We start from the raw sequence: 16,087 nt of genomic DNA on the forward strand, positions 1-16,087 counted from the left end.
CAGGCTGAACGTGATCTGCCCCGACGGCGACAAGAGTGTCAGGGCTGCTGATTATCTTGAATTCAAGCAATGTCCGAAGTGTATAGACGTCCCAGTCTCCATCAGCGATCAGAACGCGGACGATAGTGAGACACAGTCACCGGCTGACGCGCTCACGTACTGATGCAACACAAACTCACTGCGTACTCGCTGCCGTTTCGGGTCCACGTGGGCCAGCCGGAAACGCTCTGGACGACTGCGACCCGCAGTCGGCAGCCAACTACGCTCATCGTGACGCCGGTACAGCTTCACAAGCGCAACCTTGAGACGCGGCTCCGCGAACAGTCACGACCGATGAGCAGCCTGCTGTTCCGCCGGCTGCGCGGCGTTGCCGAAGATCTCCTCGAGGCGGCCAACAAGCCGGCGATCGCCGCCGACCGCGTTGACCGACTCGCCTCTCTCACCGAGATTCTCACCGATCCGCACCGATCCGTGTATGACCATCTCGGCGCCGTCATCGGCGAGCCACTCACGGCACAAATCGAGACGGTCGAGCGGGCCCGAAGTGAACTGGAGCTGGTCACCGGGTTTCACCCCCGACGTATGGAGTGGCTCGCTGACACCGTGCGATCGGAAACTCGAACGGCGAGCGGGCTGGCGACCATCGAGACACTGGATCTGCTTGCCGGCGTCTCCCAGCTCCATGCCGACCTCAATAACCGCCTCGCTGCGGACACGGCGGCGAGGGAGACGCCGACCACACGGCTCGCCTCGGAGACGACACTCCTGACACGGGCCATCCGTGAACTCATCGCCGACCCCGGTGTCTGGACCGCGGCATACCCCACGATTGAGCGATTCGTCGTCGCCGGCGCGAGCATGCTTACGGCTCCCCTTGAGGACCTCCTCCGGGCCGTCGTCGCACAGACGGACACCGACGTCCACCTCCATCTGCGGACGGCGAGTGGGCCACCGATCGACGAGCACCTCCGGCGGACGAAGGCGGTCGAGGAACCCGGCACACAGGCGGTGTTTGCGTGGCGATGAGCACTCAGAACACCCGCGGTGACACCGATAACGTCGCCGCAGCGTCGGCGACCACCGCAGCGGGAGTATCCACCCCAGCGGTCGAACTCGTTGGTCGCACTCGACAGGAAGAGAGCCGACTCGCCATCGCGACGGCTGCAGGCCTTATCGAACACGGGGTCTCCCCAAGTGACATCGTGATCACGACTGCGGACGTCGACCGCTATGCAGACGCACTCACCCGAGCAGCGACACGGTACGGACGTACACTGGCGGTCTGGACGCCCCTTAGACTCAAGCGGACGGTCCCGTACCAACTCGTCGCCGCCACACTCAGCCTACTTGCTGCACGCGAGCAGGGGGCTGTCACCACTGAGACGCTCGCAGCGCCACTCTTGCTTGGGTGGATGCCGGCGAGTGATGAACCTGAACCGCTGACGCCGACTGCCATCCACGAACTCACTCACGCACACGCCGGCCTGATCCAGTCGATCGCCGAGTGGCAAGCCACCATCGCGACCGCGGCTCTCGACCAGTCGACGAAACAGCACTGGATGGCCTACCTGAACTGGATCGCCGCCCAACCCGACGCGCCCACCTCGAAGGACGTCACCGACACGCTCGAGCCCGTGCTTGAACGGTACGACAAAGCCCGTCTCCCTGAAACGCCGGATGAGCGGGCTGTGAGCGAGCTTGCAAACACGCTCCGGGGGTTTGAGCGGACGACCGAGTTGGTGCGGATGAGCCGCCAGCGGTACGCCCGGTGGCTGGCTGCGGACCGGACGGACAGACAGTGGAGCGTCGTCAACGAGTTGCTCGAGTCGTTCGCGACGACCGTCCCGGGCCGACGTGAACTGCCGACGGCCGCGGCAATCGACGTCATGGAGGCAAACGACCTGTGGGCGCTCTCCGTGCCGTACGTGATCGTGGTCGGGCTCATCGACGGTGAGTGGCCGACGACGACCGCCTCTCCCGTGCCGTCGGCCGCCCGGACGGTGATCGAGGCCGCCGACATTGATGGCGTCCGCCCTCATCCAGCGTGGACGACCGCCCGCGACCGTGATCAGTTCGAGGCTGCTCACAACGCGGCGAGCGAGGCACTCATCGCGACCCGTTACGCGAGGGATGCCGATGGCGTGGAAAAACGACCTTCCCGGTTTCTCGAAGGCGTAGAGACGAGACACGTGTCGAAAACAGCACAGGACAGGCTCATGGCAGATCCATCGATACTGCCAGAGCCGCTCAGCGGCTGTCTGTCCATGGAGGATGACGATGAGTGACGACGTCCCGCGGCTCGACCCCAACCAACAGCGGATGGTCGAGGCGTATCTGGGCATGGATCAGGGGCTTGCGGTCCTTGCGAGCGTTCCGGGTGCTGGCAAATCGGCGACGATCGGGAAAGCCGCCGCGGAAGACCTGCTTGCACGGTCGGCGGCCGGCGACCCGCGCCCACACGAGCGGGTGCTGATCGCGTCGTTTTCAAAAGAGGATGCCGCCGATCTCTGCCCCGATATCGTCGCATGGATCGAAGCGCTATACGAGCGTGGTGAGACGCCGCCGACACTCGGCCGCTCGGACATCGACCGGCTGTGTAGACAAGTACGAGAGGCACCCCGAATCGGCACTGTGGATAGCGTCCTCCGGACGGTCTGTGGGGATATCGCGACCGAGATGGGGTTTGACGGGATGCCGACTGTCGGGAATCCAGCCTTGATTGAGCAGCTCCATCAGGATGCCTACGAGCGCGTGATCGAGGACGACGCCGGCGCACGTCGCGCTGATCGTCTTCGTGACGCGTACGACACCAGCAAGGCACCGCCGTCGATCCCGAAATTGTTGCGTGACGCCCTCGAGGTCGCTCGGCGACGAACACTCACGCCAGCGGAGTTTGAAAACCGCCTGCATGCAGCGGTGGCGGACAACTATCGTGGCGGGTCCATCACTCTCGAGGGCCTTCTCGATGCGATCATAGACTACCGTGGTGCGGAGGCCGCCGCCGACGCCCGTGACACGCTCACTGATGCGGAGCAACGCAGACTCCTCGCGGCTGATCAACAACTCCATACGGAGTGGGTTGCGCTCATCGAGACGTTCGGAGACCTGTTCACGCAGTACGCCGATGCCTACGAGACGCTCGTCCGGGAACGCGGCGTCATCACCCACACGGACTGTGCATGGCTCGTCGAGACGTACTTTCGGGATGATCGGTACGTCTCCCCTCGTCGCGAGCGGCTCCACACGCGTTATCGTGAGGCGATTGACAGCGTGATCATCGACGAGGCACAGGACGTCAGCCGCATCCAACACGACGCAGTAGCGCATCTGGTCGCCGATGACGCCTGCATCCTGCTGGCGGGTGATCTCGATCAGTGTATCTACCAGTGGCGAGATGCCACCCCCGACCTGTTTGCAGGAGCGCTTGAGGATGGGCAATACTTTAATCGGACATGGCGCCCGCATGCAACCGAACGGGCTGAGCGGAACTATCGCTCACGCCCAGGGATAGTCCGGTTTGTGAACGCGGTCGCCGAGCGCGGATTGGGCCATGCCGAACGCGGTGGACTTGGACACCTCCCAACGGACCCACCGGCGATGACCGCGATCCGTGACGCGACTGGTGATCCAGCGGTACACATTGCGAGCTTCGATCCGAAGGGCGCACCCGGGTCGGATGACTGGGTCGCTCCGAAGGACGGAATGGGGGAGGCTGCCACGCTCGCGAGATATGTCGCCAGCGGGATCAACACTGGTCGCTTCCCGAAGGCGGACGATGAGGCAGGCATCACGGTGCTGTTTCGCCGGCGAACCCATATGCCAGCGTACGCCGATGCCTTTAGGGCCCGCGGGATGACCGTCGCCGATGCCAGCGCCTACCTGTTTGACTCTCCCGTCGTCCGGGCAGTCATCGACGTGATCGAGTGGCTCGCCAATCCAACCAGCCCGGAACGAACCCACCGGTTGCTGACCGAGTCCGCACTCGCTTCGTCCGCGAGCAATGACGCTGAGATAGACGGACTGCGTGGCGTCGCAGAGACGGTCACCGACGCGAGTGGCGTCTTGCGGGCAGATGCCGTTGGCGATAGTGAGATATCACACACGCGTGTGATGTTGGGCTTAGTGACGCTGCAGACAGACACACGACTGCGCCGTGTGGAGCCGGCTTCGGTGCTGGTGCGTGAAGTTATCGATCGGCTGGAACTGGAAGTCGATCCGCTTGGTATTGACCCGGCGACCGAGAGCCCACAGCGTGTCGCGACGCTGGATGCACTCGTCGCCCTTGTGGAGGAATGGGAGGATGATGATCGCTATAGTCCGGCCCGACTCCACGAGTTGCTCACGCCCTTTCTCGAGACCCCAAGTCGCGGGCCCACCCAGCCGGTTGCGGACGCGGACGCCGTCGACGTCGTCTTCAGGACGATCCACGATATGAAAGGCGATCAGGACGACATCGTCGTGGTGGCTGATATGGCCTGCTCGGGTGCAACGTGGGCGACGGGGATGCAGACGCTCGTCGCGAGCGCTGCCGGGATCGCGCTGGCACCGCCGGCGACCGCCGGCGAGACAAAGCCACCAGCACTGCCCGGCGTCGGCGGTGGCCTCTATGACCCCACACCTTCGACATCAAGAGCCCGTACCCCCGGCGGCGGGGGTCTCGGCCTCCGGTGGGACGCAGAACACTGGATCGACGAGGGGAGCGGTCCCGCACGCTTGTGTGGCCCGCCCGTGCGGCGAGCGGCGGCAGCCGAAACCCGGGCGGAGTGGTGGCGAACGCTGCATGTGGCGCTGACGCGGGCACAAGAGCACCTCATCATCCCACTGCCTCGCACCCAACTGTGTCTCCGTGGGCGTGATCACTGGGCGCACACGTGCTGGGAGGTCCTCGGCGAGGAGGTGATTGGGGCTCGTGGCACGCACACCGTGTCGCTTCCGGATGGCGACGGCGTTTCCCAACCGACAAGCGTTGCTGTCGATCAAGGCTCCCTCGGTCCATGGGTCGCGACCGATGGATCAGAGGCAGAAGCGGTCGTCCCCCCACAGCGACCACAGCGGGTGACGCCGGCGACCGATATCGTCGGTGAGGCGTGGCAGCCGCGGTTTCTGCGGCCAAGCCTGCTCGGACCACTTGTGGATGACCCCGCAGCCCACCTCGTGTCGATCCTCCGCGAGCAGACTGCTCAGACCGAGACCGACACCGTCGATCCCGACCTGCCGATCACGTTTGCGTCGGTGACCAGCGAGACCGTTGGCGAAATCGTCCACACGCTCGTCGCGCGACTCGTTCGTGCAGAGATGTCCGCCGAAGAGTTGTGTGGGCCGGAAGCCCGTGGTCTCGCTGTCGGCGTTCTCGAAGACGCGGTTGAGGTCGGTGCTGACGAGTGGGACGGCCTCTACACGTTCCTCGTTGAGGACGTCCTCGAAGATCTGGCCGTGAGTGAGCTCTGGAGCCGAGTCGAGCGGGCGACGGCCGTCTACGTCGAAGAGCCACTCCACGGAGTCACGCGCGTCAACGGCGTCGACGTCGAGGTGCAGGGGGCGGCTGACCTCGTCCTCGTGCTGCCTGACGGGACGTATCACATCGAGGAGCTCAAGGTGAGGTTAGCGCCGGCGACCGAATCGCTGCGGCGGCGCTACCGAATGCAGGCACAGGCGTACGCGTGGGTGCTGACACAGCAGGTGGATCCGGCTGTCAGTGTCGAGGCCCGAGTGACGACAGTGGGGACCGTTACCGAGACGTACGCCGCCCGATCGTCGGCGGGGCTCCGTGAGCTCTTCTAACAACAAGAGTTCGTAGGCCCTCACGCAGATTCGACCACGACGTCGTTGGCTGACTCACCACCGACGGTCCACCACGTACAACCCGTCGATTCTCCCTCAATGAGCTACCAGCGGTCTGCGTGAGTTCGTTTTTCGACTCGGAGCTGTTGCCATGGCTGCCGTTCAGGACAGTACGGAATCGCGAGTCTTTCAGCCGGCGTCTGTGGTGCGTCTGGTACCTCCGAGTCCGGTGCGTCTGAGTCATCCAGTGGTTGATGGCTGGGCATGAGATAAGGTCAGGAAACGACCGCACCCATTAGGGAGGATAAATGCGGTGCAGGAGGTGGTATTCAGTCGACCACGGGTAGAGGGTGTGAACCGGCACGCCCCGTACAGCGTCTACCTTGACGTGGTTGCGAGAGCACGCTGTATCGATGCAGAGGATCTCGCCGAGCGGGAGCAGGAGTTGAGTGACGGGCAGCCTGCGGCGGCCGACTGAACGGCCGTAGCTTCCTCTTTTTAACCAACAGAACGCCGTCTCATGCGCGAGTTGTTGGTTAAGCACTCTCGAACTGCCCATCAGCTTGCACTGACACTCGGTGACTGCATGGCCGATGAAAAAAGAACGTACGAGCAGTTGTGGACCGGTCGGCCTACGAGTCGTCGTCTTGTCCGCTGCGACTCTCGTCGTCCTGATGCCACTCGGTCTGGCCACGGCCGTGGTTGCACTCGATCGGGTCGTGGAACGGTCGCCGCCACTTCAACCAGCTGCAGGCCGACGCGATCGCGTCCTGGTCACGCTGCTTGAGCGTGTCCGGCTCGATGACGAGGTGGAACAACGTCGTCCGAGGGGTAGCTGTCACCTCGTCAGTCTGGGCATCGAACTCGATCATCGTGGTCGCGTGCATCGCTGGTAGCCACTCCTGTCGGAGCAACTTGCTGAGGATGGCAGTCCGACCGTCGTTCTCTCCGGACCCTCGATCCGGGAGCGTGTCGAGGACATCAGCCAACTCTTGGACGTTGACGGTCACCTCGTCAGCCGCCGCCGTAAGACGCTGCTCGTGTAGGTGGGTCAAGATCTGCAGGCACCGCTCGGATTCGAGCACGCGCCTGACCGTGACCGGCTCGTCAGCGACCATCGTCCCCCCGTGAGTAGGCCGCGCTGAGATCGGTGAGGAACTCAGTGAGGGCGGCAGTGTGCTCAGTCGCAGTGAGTCGCTTGCCCTGCTCGTCGTAATCAATGGCACCTACCTCGTCGAGGATTGCGAGATGGTGCTGGGTCAGCGCGATATACACGCGCTTGCGCTGTTGACAGCTGACAGCGTTGGGTTCGATCCCGTTCTCCCGCGCTGCGATCTCGGTCGCCAACTCGCCAGCACTGACGGGCTCGGAACGCTGGTCGAGCAGGAGTAGTAGCCGACGTCGGCGGGCGTTGGAGAGTGCATTGAGCACCTCATCAACCTCGTTAGAGTGCGAGAACGACTGGGGCTTACCGACCAACGTCATCACCCCCAGTGATCCCGGAGACGGTATCGAGGACCTCATCAAGCGTGATGGCGAGCACGGGGTGGACTTTCTGCACCCGCTCGTAGTACTCCACAACGCCGAGGTCGTCGAGCAGCGGGAGATGTGTCTGCGTGAGGCTGACGTACGTCGCGTGCCTTCCGCTCGGGGGCGTGCCCTCTTCGGAAGCATGAACGACGTCCGCGAGCGCGGAGACGGCAACGTATGTCTCGTCACCGCCAGCCTGTCGAGCTTCCTCAGCCAGCGTACGGATCACCGCTCGTCGACGTCCGTTGCTGAGTGCAGTGTAGATAACGGCGTCATCCAACTCGGGAGTGTCACCACCGTCTGAAACGGGATAGACGCCGCCGGCGAGGCTGACCGACGCGTGGTACAGCCCGATCGAGACGATGATGAGGCCTTTCTCCTCAAGCTTTCTGACGCGTCGTTTTACCCGGTCGCGGGTGACGCCCAGCTGGTCGGCTAAGTACTCGATTGAGACCGATTCTCCGGCCTCCATCAAGTGGTTGATGAGCTCTACATCGATCGGAGCCCTGGCGGTACTGTTATCCCGCCCAGGGCGCGTATCTTCGGGTGTCGTCATTCCGACGGCAACAGGGTTCGGTGTTGATGGCACCGGGCCCGTTTCTGCGGACCAGTTCCCCTGTGCCTACTGATTAGAAACCGATCTACCCACTTAAACGCTTGTGTTTCTAAACACTTCTTTATATACAAACACCTTGATTGTGACTCAGTTAGTGAGGTGCAATCAGGGTCCACAGTCGCCGAGGATGAGGCGATAATAAATGACGCCGAGGTCACGAACGTCCAGTTTGATCAAGATGCAGCCGCAGCCAGCGGGGAGCCAGTAACGGTAACCGAGACCGACACCACTTTCAGTGGACAGCGGTCGACAGTTGGCTCAACCGGGTCAGCCGTTACCGATGCCACCCGGGTGACGGAGGCAGTCTCAGTGACACCAAGCGATGAATCGGCAACCGGTGGTGAAGTTGAACTGGCAGCCTCCCGGACCCTCATTGAACAGACCGAGGCAGAAACGGATGACGTCGCTGTGGGCCACTTCACGGGGGATGGATGGGAGCTCTTGTCGACTGAGGTTTCCATACGCGATGATCGCCTTATTGCCCGCGCAGAGACAGACTCGTTCTCGCCGTTTGCCGTGTTTATTAAACCGGATGTTGAATACACATGGGAGTTCCCGGATGGGACAATCAAAACGGGACAGGAGGTCGATCACGCTTTCAGTGAACCCGGTGAGCAACTCGTCAAACTGACTGTCACTGACGCACTCGGCCAGAGCGCGACAGCCGAACAACCAGTTATCGTCGATGACATCCCGGTTGCCACCCCAACAGTCAGTGAGACCGCAGCGAGCGGTGATGAACAGGTGGAAGTAACACTTGAGTCCGATATAAAAAACGAGGTCGGAGCCGTCGATCTGACGTGGGAGTTCCCCGATGGAACGACAGCAACGGGAGCGGAGGCCACACATGTCCTCGAACACGGTGAACACGTAGTCACGGTTATCGCCGTAGATGAATACGGTGGGCAATCACGCACCGAAATCACCGTCGGTGTCGGCCCAACCGGGTTTCTTGAGGAGGCTACAAATGAGGTCGGCATTCTAGTGACAGTTCTGGTGTCGCTTTCGGCGCTCACTGGACTGGTGATTACGTATCGGATGGTTAACTGGCGGGCGTTTCTTATTTGGTGTCGCAGAACGCCGAGAATTACGACACTAAAGGGCCCCAAAGTGGATTTCACCAACCAGCAGTTAGAGATCGGCGAGCTTCGAGCGATCGATTGTAGTCGATCACTCACCCAGCTCACGGTACAACTCCGAACTGGTGGCGGGAGAGCAGGTCGCCCAAATGAGGACGTTGTCTTCCAAACTGAGATCCTACTGTCGTCGGGGTCAGGCCTCCGAGATGGTGTCGATGAGTATGTCGCAGTACCGGAACAACTCATGATGCCGCCGAACGTCACGGGCGATCCGACGAAATCGTACGTAATTCGGGTAGAAGCCGAAAACGCTGCTGGCCAGACGGATGAAGCGTGGACCCACCCGTTCACAAGCGAAAGAGGCCCACAACAGGTGGCCGCCAGAACTGATGGTTCATCCGGCCGAGTTGACCGGTCCGGTTTGCTCGGGTCAGGTACCCACGATTAAAGTCGTGGGCTTCCGCCTCGAATCTCTGTGAGCCGGTGCGACAGGAGAGCAACGACGGGGTCAAACCCGGGGGGATTTATGTCTGAACCGCAGACATACAAGTTGATGGCCCCGACGCTAAGGATCAAGTACGTGTTATCGGTCTATGGGGGCGTACTTGCCGTGGCCCTACTTTTGCTGGGGACGGTAGCCATTGGTGCTGGCGTCAATACGTATCTCAATCCGCCTGTAGAAGAGACACCGTCTGAAGAGTTTGACGTGCAAACGTTCTCACTAGAGACTACACATAGCGCAGAGGTGCAGGCTGGCTCGGAGCTTCGTGATCCTGGAGAGACCCTAGAAGAGCAGCCAGTCTATCTAATGAACGAGACACCGGAGCTACAGCTTCAGACAGCTATCGAACTGCCCGAAGACAGATCAGTCGAGGTTGTCCAGCGGAGCACGATGCAATATGAGATAATTTTCGATGGCGAGGTCTTTTGGGAGGATGAGCGACTCCTTACTGCTGAGGACAGCACGGTCGAAGATGGCGAATTGACAATCAATACTACTGTGTCAATGACAGATGTGCGAGATGAACTTGGACGCATTGACGCAGCGAGTGGTGGGATCGGATCGGTATCAGTTGAACTGGTGATCGCGGTTGAATACGACTCACCCGCAGAAGGCGATGAGACATACAGTGGAGAATTAAATACAGCAGCGCCTGTCGAGTTTATTGATGAAGGATATTACATCAGTGAAGAGTTAACGGACAGCGAGACCCAAAGTCAAACACGCCCTGGGGAGACGCGTGAGCAAGCACCAGATATGACACTTGTTGGGCTTCTCACCGGCAGTGGACTGGTGTTTCTCATCCTCGGTGGAGTCGTTGGGTTCTGGAGCCGCAGAGCTGAGGTAGAGGCACTTGAACTGGATGTGATGAGAGAACAATATAGCGAGTGGATTTCGAAGGGTGAGTTCCCCGTCGATGCGCACAGTGAGTACATATATATCAGTTCGATCAAAGACCTCGTCGATATCGCCATCGACACGCGAAATCGGGTGATCTATGATGAGAGCATTGAGGCGTATGGAGTGGTGACCGATGAAGTGGTGTTTTATCATGCAGCTGATCGGGACTCAGTCAGGGCGTGGCTCGGGTCACTTTGATTTCAACTGCTGTTTTAGGTAGGGAAGGGATACAGCACCACATTTCGGAACCGAATCGCTCGGAGAAAATCATAATAGCAATGACGGCTATACTGGTAGTATATGCCTAACCAATATGCTGCCAGATCGGATAGTACATGCCTCCAACGTCTCGGTGAGCAATCATCGAGCATTTCAGGATCCAATCGCCGGCAGACATCAGCTCATGCCTGGTGAACCCGCTACGGCGACGGATAAGGTGGAGCCAGACCCTGCCCTTCTGGCTGCATATAGGTATCTCCAAGAGGCAGCGTCTAGTGGTGGCAGTCTTTACCCTATAGATAACAAACAGGACCAAACGAGCGGCGACGGAGCCCTCGCTGCTCCATTGCCGATCACAGATACGGCAGTTGATCAACTCATTGAGCTAGAGGACTATCCGGGAGAAGCGTTTACCCACATCGTCAATCCTACGCCAGTTAAATTCATTTCAGCGTTCTTACATACTGTGCAGGTTGCTCCAACGGACATCGTCGGAGTTGCAGCTCCAAGTACACAGCTGTGGGATAACTGCGTGTTGAGGTGTTATTCGACCCTGGCTGACTCTGGGCTGTTGTTAACAACAAAATACCCACCGAGCCAGCTTGAGCAAGTGTCCGACGATGTTGAGACAGTTTTCATTGATGCAACACCACATCACGACTCCGGTACGGAGACGCCGGTCCATGTGTCTGCCTCATGTCGGGACCTCACCAGTCTCGGGGTTACAATCGATCAGCAACTGGAACAACTGACGGCAGACGCAACGAATGAACCGCAGCTCTGCGGGCTCTTGACACTGACACAGATGCGTGCCTATTATTCTGTGGAGCGTATTAGCCGATTTGTGCATGAAATCTGTGGCCGATTGCGACAGCTTTCGGTCGGTGGGATAGTCCATGCACCACCAGCAGCGACACCAAATGGTGAATTAGCAGACCTCACTACGAGCATGGACTACGTGATCGAAGGTCGTACAACGGAAGATGGAGTAGTCGAGGCGCGAGTTCGTGGGAAGAATGATGTTGACCCACAATGGCGGAGTCTCGGACTGGCAGGGAGTATTCGACGAAAACAAAAATATTCAGGACTTTAACATATCGCCGTGGCGAACCGTCTTCTCGTGGTCGCCACACTCGGGACACGTCTGACTCGTCCACACTTCCGACTCGGCTTTGAGAGATACTTTGGTTGTCGAGGAGAACGATTCCGAAAGGGATCAGTCTTCCTCGCTCGCCGTCCCATCATCCTCGTCTTCTTCCGAGCGCGCGGCAACGAGTGCCCCACTGGCGACGCTATAGATAGGTTCGGAGGCTGCACGAACACTGCTAATCGAGAACGGGATATTCGCGCTCTGGAGGTGTTCTGCGAACAAGTCTTTGAATCCACGTGGGCTTGATGTTCCACCAGTGACGACAACCGGAACATCAAGCCCTTCTTCAATGTCTTCTTCATCAACTTCGGCGGCAATATTCTCAATGACGTAATCAAGCAAGTTCTCGTAGTAGATGGCAAGCGCTCCTTCGACACCACCGACATCGGTACGGAAATCAAGCTCAAAATCATCCTCTTTGATCGATGTGACCTTGTCGACGGGTGTGCCTGTGGCTTCTGCGGCCCGTTCGTCAACCCAGTCACCCCCACGTGCGATTGAGAATTTCATGACTGGAACGGCATAGTAGGCGAGACAAACATTGGTCATGCCGGCACCAAAACTGATGCCCAGCCCGGTGAAGTTGTTATCCGCGAGCTCTGAGTAAATGACTGCCATCCCCTCGTTGATCGGCTCGGGGTCATACCCCATGTCACCGAGCATGGACTCCAACGTCTTTTCGTGATAAAGCGTCGATAGCTCTGAGTCGATCGGGTCCGCTGGGCTCGAATAAAATAATCGCTCATTTGGTCGGGAAGGCTCGCCAACGACCTGCTGGGTGATCAATTTGATCATCGGGATCGCCGAAGCCTCATCGCTGGAAAGGATCCCATTTTCCATTGGACGTCGTGTTTCTTTATTAAAAATATTCGCGAAATTCAACGCATCATCCCCCACGACGTACACATTGTCGTCCTTGCGGATGTGTAAGATGTCACTACGGGAGAGCATCTGTTCGGCCATATCGCTATGCTCGATCTCGACAAACGAATTTCGTTGTTGGACGAAAACCGTCTCAGCGCCATCTTGCCGGCCCGAGAGGATGTTCATCGTGCCAACGTCTAGGCCCTTCGCCATATCTGGATCTCAAAGCCAATCCATATAGTGTCTTTCCCTTTCCCGGGACATCCTCTAAGAGAATATGCCCTCGTGAGAGAATCCCTGTGAGCACGACCTCAAGAACAGACCGATCAGCGACGACGACGTTTGAGATTTCATCGATGACACGGGTACACTCCCGCGCGGCATCATCTACTTTCATACAGCCACATTGTCTGTACTGTGCTTAGTAGTTCCCACCATGTCGATAGCGATCCGGCTTCCTTGAGATCCGACACACCATAGCGATGCACACGGCACCTACTGCTCAACCCCAGTGATCTCAACAGAGCGGTAGCGCGGAGTCCCCTTCCTCAAGGAGCGACCAGAGGGAGCGAGTAGGGAGGGGAGGAGCGCGTTCGTATTAGTCGCAAACACCATTTATAAATAGCCCACTGATCACGTTGAATACGTGGTAGACGACTTCGTGCGTCGGACGGCAATCACTCGTCTTGAGGTAACGGACGAGCAACGCGACCTCCTCGAAGACACTATCTCCGAGTGGAAACGTGGTTGCCAACTCGCCACAGACATGGCGTGGGGCAAGTGTAATGCCAAGAGCGACGTACAGCCCCTCGCCTACGATAACGTGCGCGAACACACCGATCTCGGGAGTCAGCACGCGATTCTCGCCACCCACCAAGCCGCACAAGCTATCACCGGCTGTATCGAACGGAAGGCAAAGGGCAAGAAGGTCAGTAAGCCGACGTTCACTGCACCCACGGTGAAGTACGACACCCGGACCATGACGCTGTTCGATGACGATACGGTGTCGCTCTCCACCACGGAGAGTCGCGTCCGGTGCGACCTTGCCCTTCCCCACGCCGACAATGGCTACCAGCGGCAGTACCTTGACTCCGACGAGTGGAGCGTCACAGAAAGCACGCTCACCGCCCGAGACGGCGACTACTTCTTGCACATCGGCTTCCGCCGACCCAAGACCGACACCGAATGGAACACCGCCGAGGACGGAACGGTTCTCGGGGTTGACCTTGGTATCGAAAACCTCGCTGTCACCAGCACTGCCTACTTTTTCAGCGGACGGGAGTTGACCCACAACCTCCGTGAGTTCGAGAAGGTACGCGCTGGACTCCAACAGACCGGAACTCGAAGCGCCCACCGGACGCTTGAACAGTCGAGTGGCCGGGAACTTCGCTACGTCCGTGACGTACTCCACCGAGCATCAAACGCTATCGTAGATGAAGCACTCCGATACGAGTGCGATGTGATCGCGTTCGAGGATCTGACCCACATCCGCGACCGCACGGGTGCGTCGTGGGGGCACAAGTGGGCGTTCCGAACGCTGTCCGAACAAGTGGAATACAAAGCCGAAGCGGAAGGTATCTCGGTGAAACAAGTCGGGTCGGCATACACGTCGAAGCGGTGCGCCGAGTGTGGGTTCACGGCAGACGAGAATCGCCCGACCCGCACCGATTTCCGGTGCGTGAAGTGCGAATCGGAGGCGAACGCAGATTATAACGCGGCGAAGAACATCGGTATGCGGTATGTCCGCCGAGGCCAACAGTCGTCTCGGCGGACGGGTAACAGTCAGCTTGCCCTGAAGTCCGGAACAGTGACACCGAGTGGCGGATTTACCGCCCACCCAGACGGGTTCGAGGTCGAGGACATGGACAAGTCCCACCCTCAACGAGCGAAGTCGTCAGACTGAGCGAAGTAGGGTGGGGTAGTTGACATCGTGCGCCGCCATCTGTACTTTCGACACAACTGATCGTCCAACCGTGTGCGTGTCCGATCTGATTCACGATGGACAGGTCATACCCGCTTCCATCGGGGTGAGTCGTATATCCCAGCACAAACAGATGATCGTGAACGTCAGCATCGATCCCGGGTCCATCATCATCTAGTGACATCCTAGCCGCCCCAAAGGGCGACACTTCCGTTGCTCGCATCGGAGGCGATCGTAGTCGTCTTGGGGCTTGAGCCAATCCACGGTCTTGCCATCTTCCTGCAAGGAGGAAATCCCGGCCTTCAGAGGTGTGGATGCAGTTGAGGATGTTGAGGTCGATACCCAGATTATGAGGGGGCGACCATGGATCAGTCCACGCGGAGTCGTTCGATCGCCTCAAGATCGGGTCCAATGCCGAGGCCTGGTTGATTGGGAACAGTGAGCATGGGTCCATTGGCCTCCTAGTCAGCCTCGTGGTTCGCGATCAGCGTGTCATCGACGTACTAGTTCATAATATACGGGGGCGACGGCGGCGACGGTGTCGCCTTAATTCGGTATGAAATGGATGGTGGAAATTAAGTCGGTCAATCGCCGACAAATTCAATCATGTGTATTGAATCGTCGTATTGCATCGTCCCACGACTCGGACTCCGAGGTTTCACCCGAGTGATCAGCGTTGATATCGGCATATCCGCAATCCGAGCACGAAACGGTTTCACTGTCACCGAATGCAAGCCGCTCAAGTGGTGAATCACACCGCGGGCAGTCATCTGGCACGTTTCGTTGTGTATATCCAGGAGCAACAATTAAAATATGAGGGTCCTCTCGCACGACCTGCAGGGTGAGAAAATCCACGATTTTGTCGAGAATCAAGGAGAAATCCTTGGCTTCAGCGCGGGGATGCATCTACAAATAAACAAGGCGAGTGCCTCGGGGCTTGACTGTCATGGGGTTGTGTCACTGTTTGTCGGTTTCCTCCCCGACCTACTCGCTCGCTCTGCTCACTCCTTGAGGTCAGAGGCTCCACTTTGAAGTATACTGCTCTATTGAAAATGGAAGACAGCAACGCGATCACGCCGTAATGAGTTTAGGAAAACGAGGTCGAGAAGACGGTAATGGGAGTCGCCTTGCTCGACCTCGTTGAGACAGCACTACGCGTAGCTAAACAAGCGTTGGGGAAGCGAGCGGGCAAGCCCGTCTCGGGCGGGCTTGCCCGCGAGGCGCATATTGTCGCGCACGTTATTCGGAAAGAAGAGGGCCACAGCTACGCTGAACTCGTAGATCGGCTCAGCCTCATGCCAGACGTGTGTGATCGTCTCGGGATCAGCTCGGATGCTCCACCCGATCCAACCACGTTCTACCACTCGTTTGATCGATACGCGATGCATGTCTGGCGGGCGTTGCTGCGCGTTTCAGCGCAGCAAAGTATACGGCTCTGTAGTTTCGCTAGACGCAACGGCTACGACTGCGTTATTGCTGTAGAAAGCGAAGAGACAGATTGGTTTGACATCCGAAATCCGTCTCT

The 16,087-nt window shown here is 59.0% G+C and carries 13 protein-coding genes and 1 pseudogene; 9 read left to right on the forward strand and 5 right to left on the reverse strand.

From position 1 onward, the window contains the following. Nucleotides 1-162 precede the first annotated feature (162 nt). From CHB65_RS15920 to CHB65_RS17565, 4 genes are all read left to right on the forward strand, one after another. On the forward strand, nucleotides 163-1,026 hold the full coding sequence (locus CHB65_RS15920) for a hypothetical protein (RefSeq protein WP_089386002.1): 864 nt from the start codon (nucleotides 163-165) through the stop codon (nucleotides 1,024-1,026). After that, the gene (locus CHB65_RS15925; RefSeq protein WP_089386003.1) at nucleotides 1,023-2,285 is read left to right on the forward strand and encodes a PD-(D/E)XK nuclease family protein; all 1,263 of its coding nucleotides are present in this window, start codon (nucleotides 1,023-1,025) and stop codon (nucleotides 2,283-2,285) included. The genes CHB65_RS15920 and CHB65_RS15925 overlap by 4 nt, the downstream gene beginning before the upstream one ends. Then, nucleotides 2,278-5,781 (forward strand): UvrD-helicase domain-containing protein, encoded by a 3,504-nt coding sequence (locus tag CHB65_RS15930; protein ID WP_179213702.1) that lies wholly within the window; start codon nucleotides 2,278-2,280, stop codon nucleotides 5,779-5,781. Before CHB65_RS15925 ends, CHB65_RS15930 begins: the two co-directional genes overlap by 8 nt. A 313-nt stretch (nucleotides 5,782-6,094) precedes the next feature. Beyond that, nucleotides 6,095-6,259, forward strand: coding sequence for a hypothetical protein (locus CHB65_RS17565; RefSeq protein ID WP_179213703.1), 165 nt, complete (start codon nucleotides 6,095-6,097; stop codon nucleotides 6,257-6,259). A 154-nt stretch (nucleotides 6,260-6,413) separates the two neighbouring features. Here the strand turns inward: CHB65_RS17565 and CHB65_RS15935 are convergent, their stop codons facing one another. From CHB65_RS15935 to CHB65_RS15945, 3 genes are read right to left on the reverse strand one after another with little or no spacing between them, the layout of a single operon-like run. Next, nucleotides 6,414-6,899, reverse strand: coding sequence for a hypothetical protein (locus tag CHB65_RS15935; RefSeq protein ID WP_089386005.1), 486 nt, complete (start codon nucleotides 6,897-6,899; stop codon nucleotides 6,414-6,416). Beyond that, entirely contained in the window at nucleotides 6,889-7,212 is a 324-nt protein-coding gene (locus tag CHB65_RS15940) for a DUF7344 domain-containing protein (protein ID WP_218818977.1), read from the reverse strand. The genes CHB65_RS15935 and CHB65_RS15940 overlap by 11 nt, the downstream gene beginning before the upstream one ends. Before the next feature lie 37 nt (nucleotides 7,213-7,249). Next, a complete protein-coding gene (locus CHB65_RS15945; RefSeq protein WP_089386007.1) occupies nucleotides 7,250-7,867 on the reverse strand; it encodes a DUF7344 domain-containing protein in 618 nt (205 codons plus the stop codon). A gap of 159 nt (nucleotides 7,868-8,026) precedes the next feature. On the opposite strand from CHB65_RS15945, the gene CHB65_RS15950 reads away from it, so the two are divergent. From CHB65_RS15950 to CHB65_RS17120, 3 genes are all read left to right on the forward strand, one after another. Further along, nucleotides 8,027-9,454: a PKD domain-containing protein gene (locus CHB65_RS15950; RefSeq protein ID WP_179213704.1), complete on the forward strand. Its 1,428-nt coding sequence runs from the start codon at nucleotides 8,027-8,029 to the stop codon at nucleotides 9,452-9,454. Between the two features lie 105 nt (nucleotides 9,455-9,559). Then, on the forward strand, nucleotides 9,560-10,606 hold the full coding sequence (locus CHB65_RS15955) for a DUF5305 family protein (protein WP_089386009.1): 1,047 nt from the start codon (nucleotides 9,560-9,562) through the stop codon (nucleotides 10,604-10,606). A 205-nt stretch (nucleotides 10,607-10,811) separates the two neighbouring features. Then, complete coding sequence (locus tag CHB65_RS17120) at nucleotides 10,812-11,720, forward strand: DUF7504 family protein (RefSeq protein WP_449404583.1); 909 nt, start codon at nucleotides 10,812-10,814, stop codon at nucleotides 11,718-11,720. Between the two features lie 123 nt (nucleotides 11,721-11,843). On the opposite strand, the gene CHB65_RS15960 is transcribed toward CHB65_RS17120, so the two are convergent. Next, nucleotides 11,844-12,854 (reverse strand): disk-shape morphogenesis protein volactin, encoded by a 1,011-nt coding sequence (locus CHB65_RS15960; RefSeq protein ID WP_089386010.1) that lies wholly within the window; start codon nucleotides 12,852-12,854, stop codon nucleotides 11,844-11,846. A 433-nt stretch (nucleotides 12,855-13,287) separates the two neighbouring features. Between CHB65_RS15960 and CHB65_RS15970 the strand changes: the two genes are divergently transcribed. After that, on the forward strand, nucleotides 13,288-14,544 hold the full coding sequence (locus CHB65_RS15970; RefSeq protein WP_089386012.1) for an RNA-guided endonuclease InsQ/TnpB family protein: 1,257 nt from the start codon (nucleotides 13,288-13,290) through the stop codon (nucleotides 14,542-14,544). Here the strand turns inward: CHB65_RS15970 and CHB65_RS18040 are convergent. Continuing rightward, nucleotides 14,468-14,785, reverse strand: coding sequence for an ATP-binding protein (locus tag CHB65_RS18040; RefSeq protein WP_143420468.1), 318 nt, complete (start codon nucleotides 14,783-14,785; stop codon nucleotides 14,468-14,470). The genes CHB65_RS15970 and CHB65_RS18040 overlap by 77 nt on opposite strands. Nucleotides 14,786-15,677: 892 nt before the next feature. Between CHB65_RS18040 and CHB65_RS17670 the strand changes: the two are divergent. Further along, a pseudogene (locus tag CHB65_RS17670) lies at nucleotides 15,678-16,087 on the forward strand (hypothetical protein); the annotation flags it as partial.

The sequence above is a fragment of the Halorubrum vacuolatum genome (genome assembly GCF_900188065.1).
Classification (GTDB): Archaea; Halobacteriota; Halobacteria; order Halobacteriales; family Haloferacaceae; genus Halorubrum; species Halorubrum vacuolatum.

What these genes read in the sequence shown, in the direction of transcription:
- CHB65_RS15920 (WP_089386002.1), top strand. Translation starts at nt 163, where the DNA reads ATGCAACACAAACTCACTGCGTACTCGCTGCCGTTTCGGGTCCACGTG.
- CHB65_RS15925 (WP_089386003.1), top strand. Translation starts at nt 1,023, where the DNA reads ATGAGCACTCAGAACACCCGCGGTGACACCGATAACGTCGCCGCAGCG.
- CHB65_RS15930 (WP_179213702.1), top strand. Translation starts at nt 2,278, where the DNA reads ATGAGTGACGACGTCCCGCGGCTCGACCCCAACCAACAGCGGATGGTC.
- CHB65_RS15935 (WP_089386005.1), bottom strand. Translation starts at nt 6,899, where the DNA reads ATGGTCGCTGACGAGCCGGTCACGGTCAGGCGCGTGCTCGAATCCGAG.
- CHB65_RS15945 (WP_089386007.1), bottom strand. Translation starts at nt 7,867, where the DNA reads ATGACGACACCCGAAGATACGCGCCCTGGGCGGGATAACAGTACCGCC.
- CHB65_RS15955 (WP_089386009.1), top strand. Translation starts at nt 9,560, where the DNA reads ATGGCCCCGACGCTAAGGATCAAGTACGTGTTATCGGTCTATGGGGGC.
- CHB65_RS17120 (WP_449404583.1), top strand. Translation starts at nt 10,812, where the DNA reads ATGCCTGGTGAACCCGCTACGGCGACGGATAAGGTGGAGCCAGACCCT.
- CHB65_RS15960 (WP_089386010.1), bottom strand. Translation starts at nt 12,854, where the DNA reads ATGGCGAAGGGCCTAGACGTTGGCACGATGAACATCCTCTCGGGCCGG.
- CHB65_RS18040 (WP_143420468.1), bottom strand. Translation starts at nt 14,785, where the DNA reads ATGCGAGCAACGGAAGTGTCGCCCTTTGGGGCGGCTAGGATGTCACTA.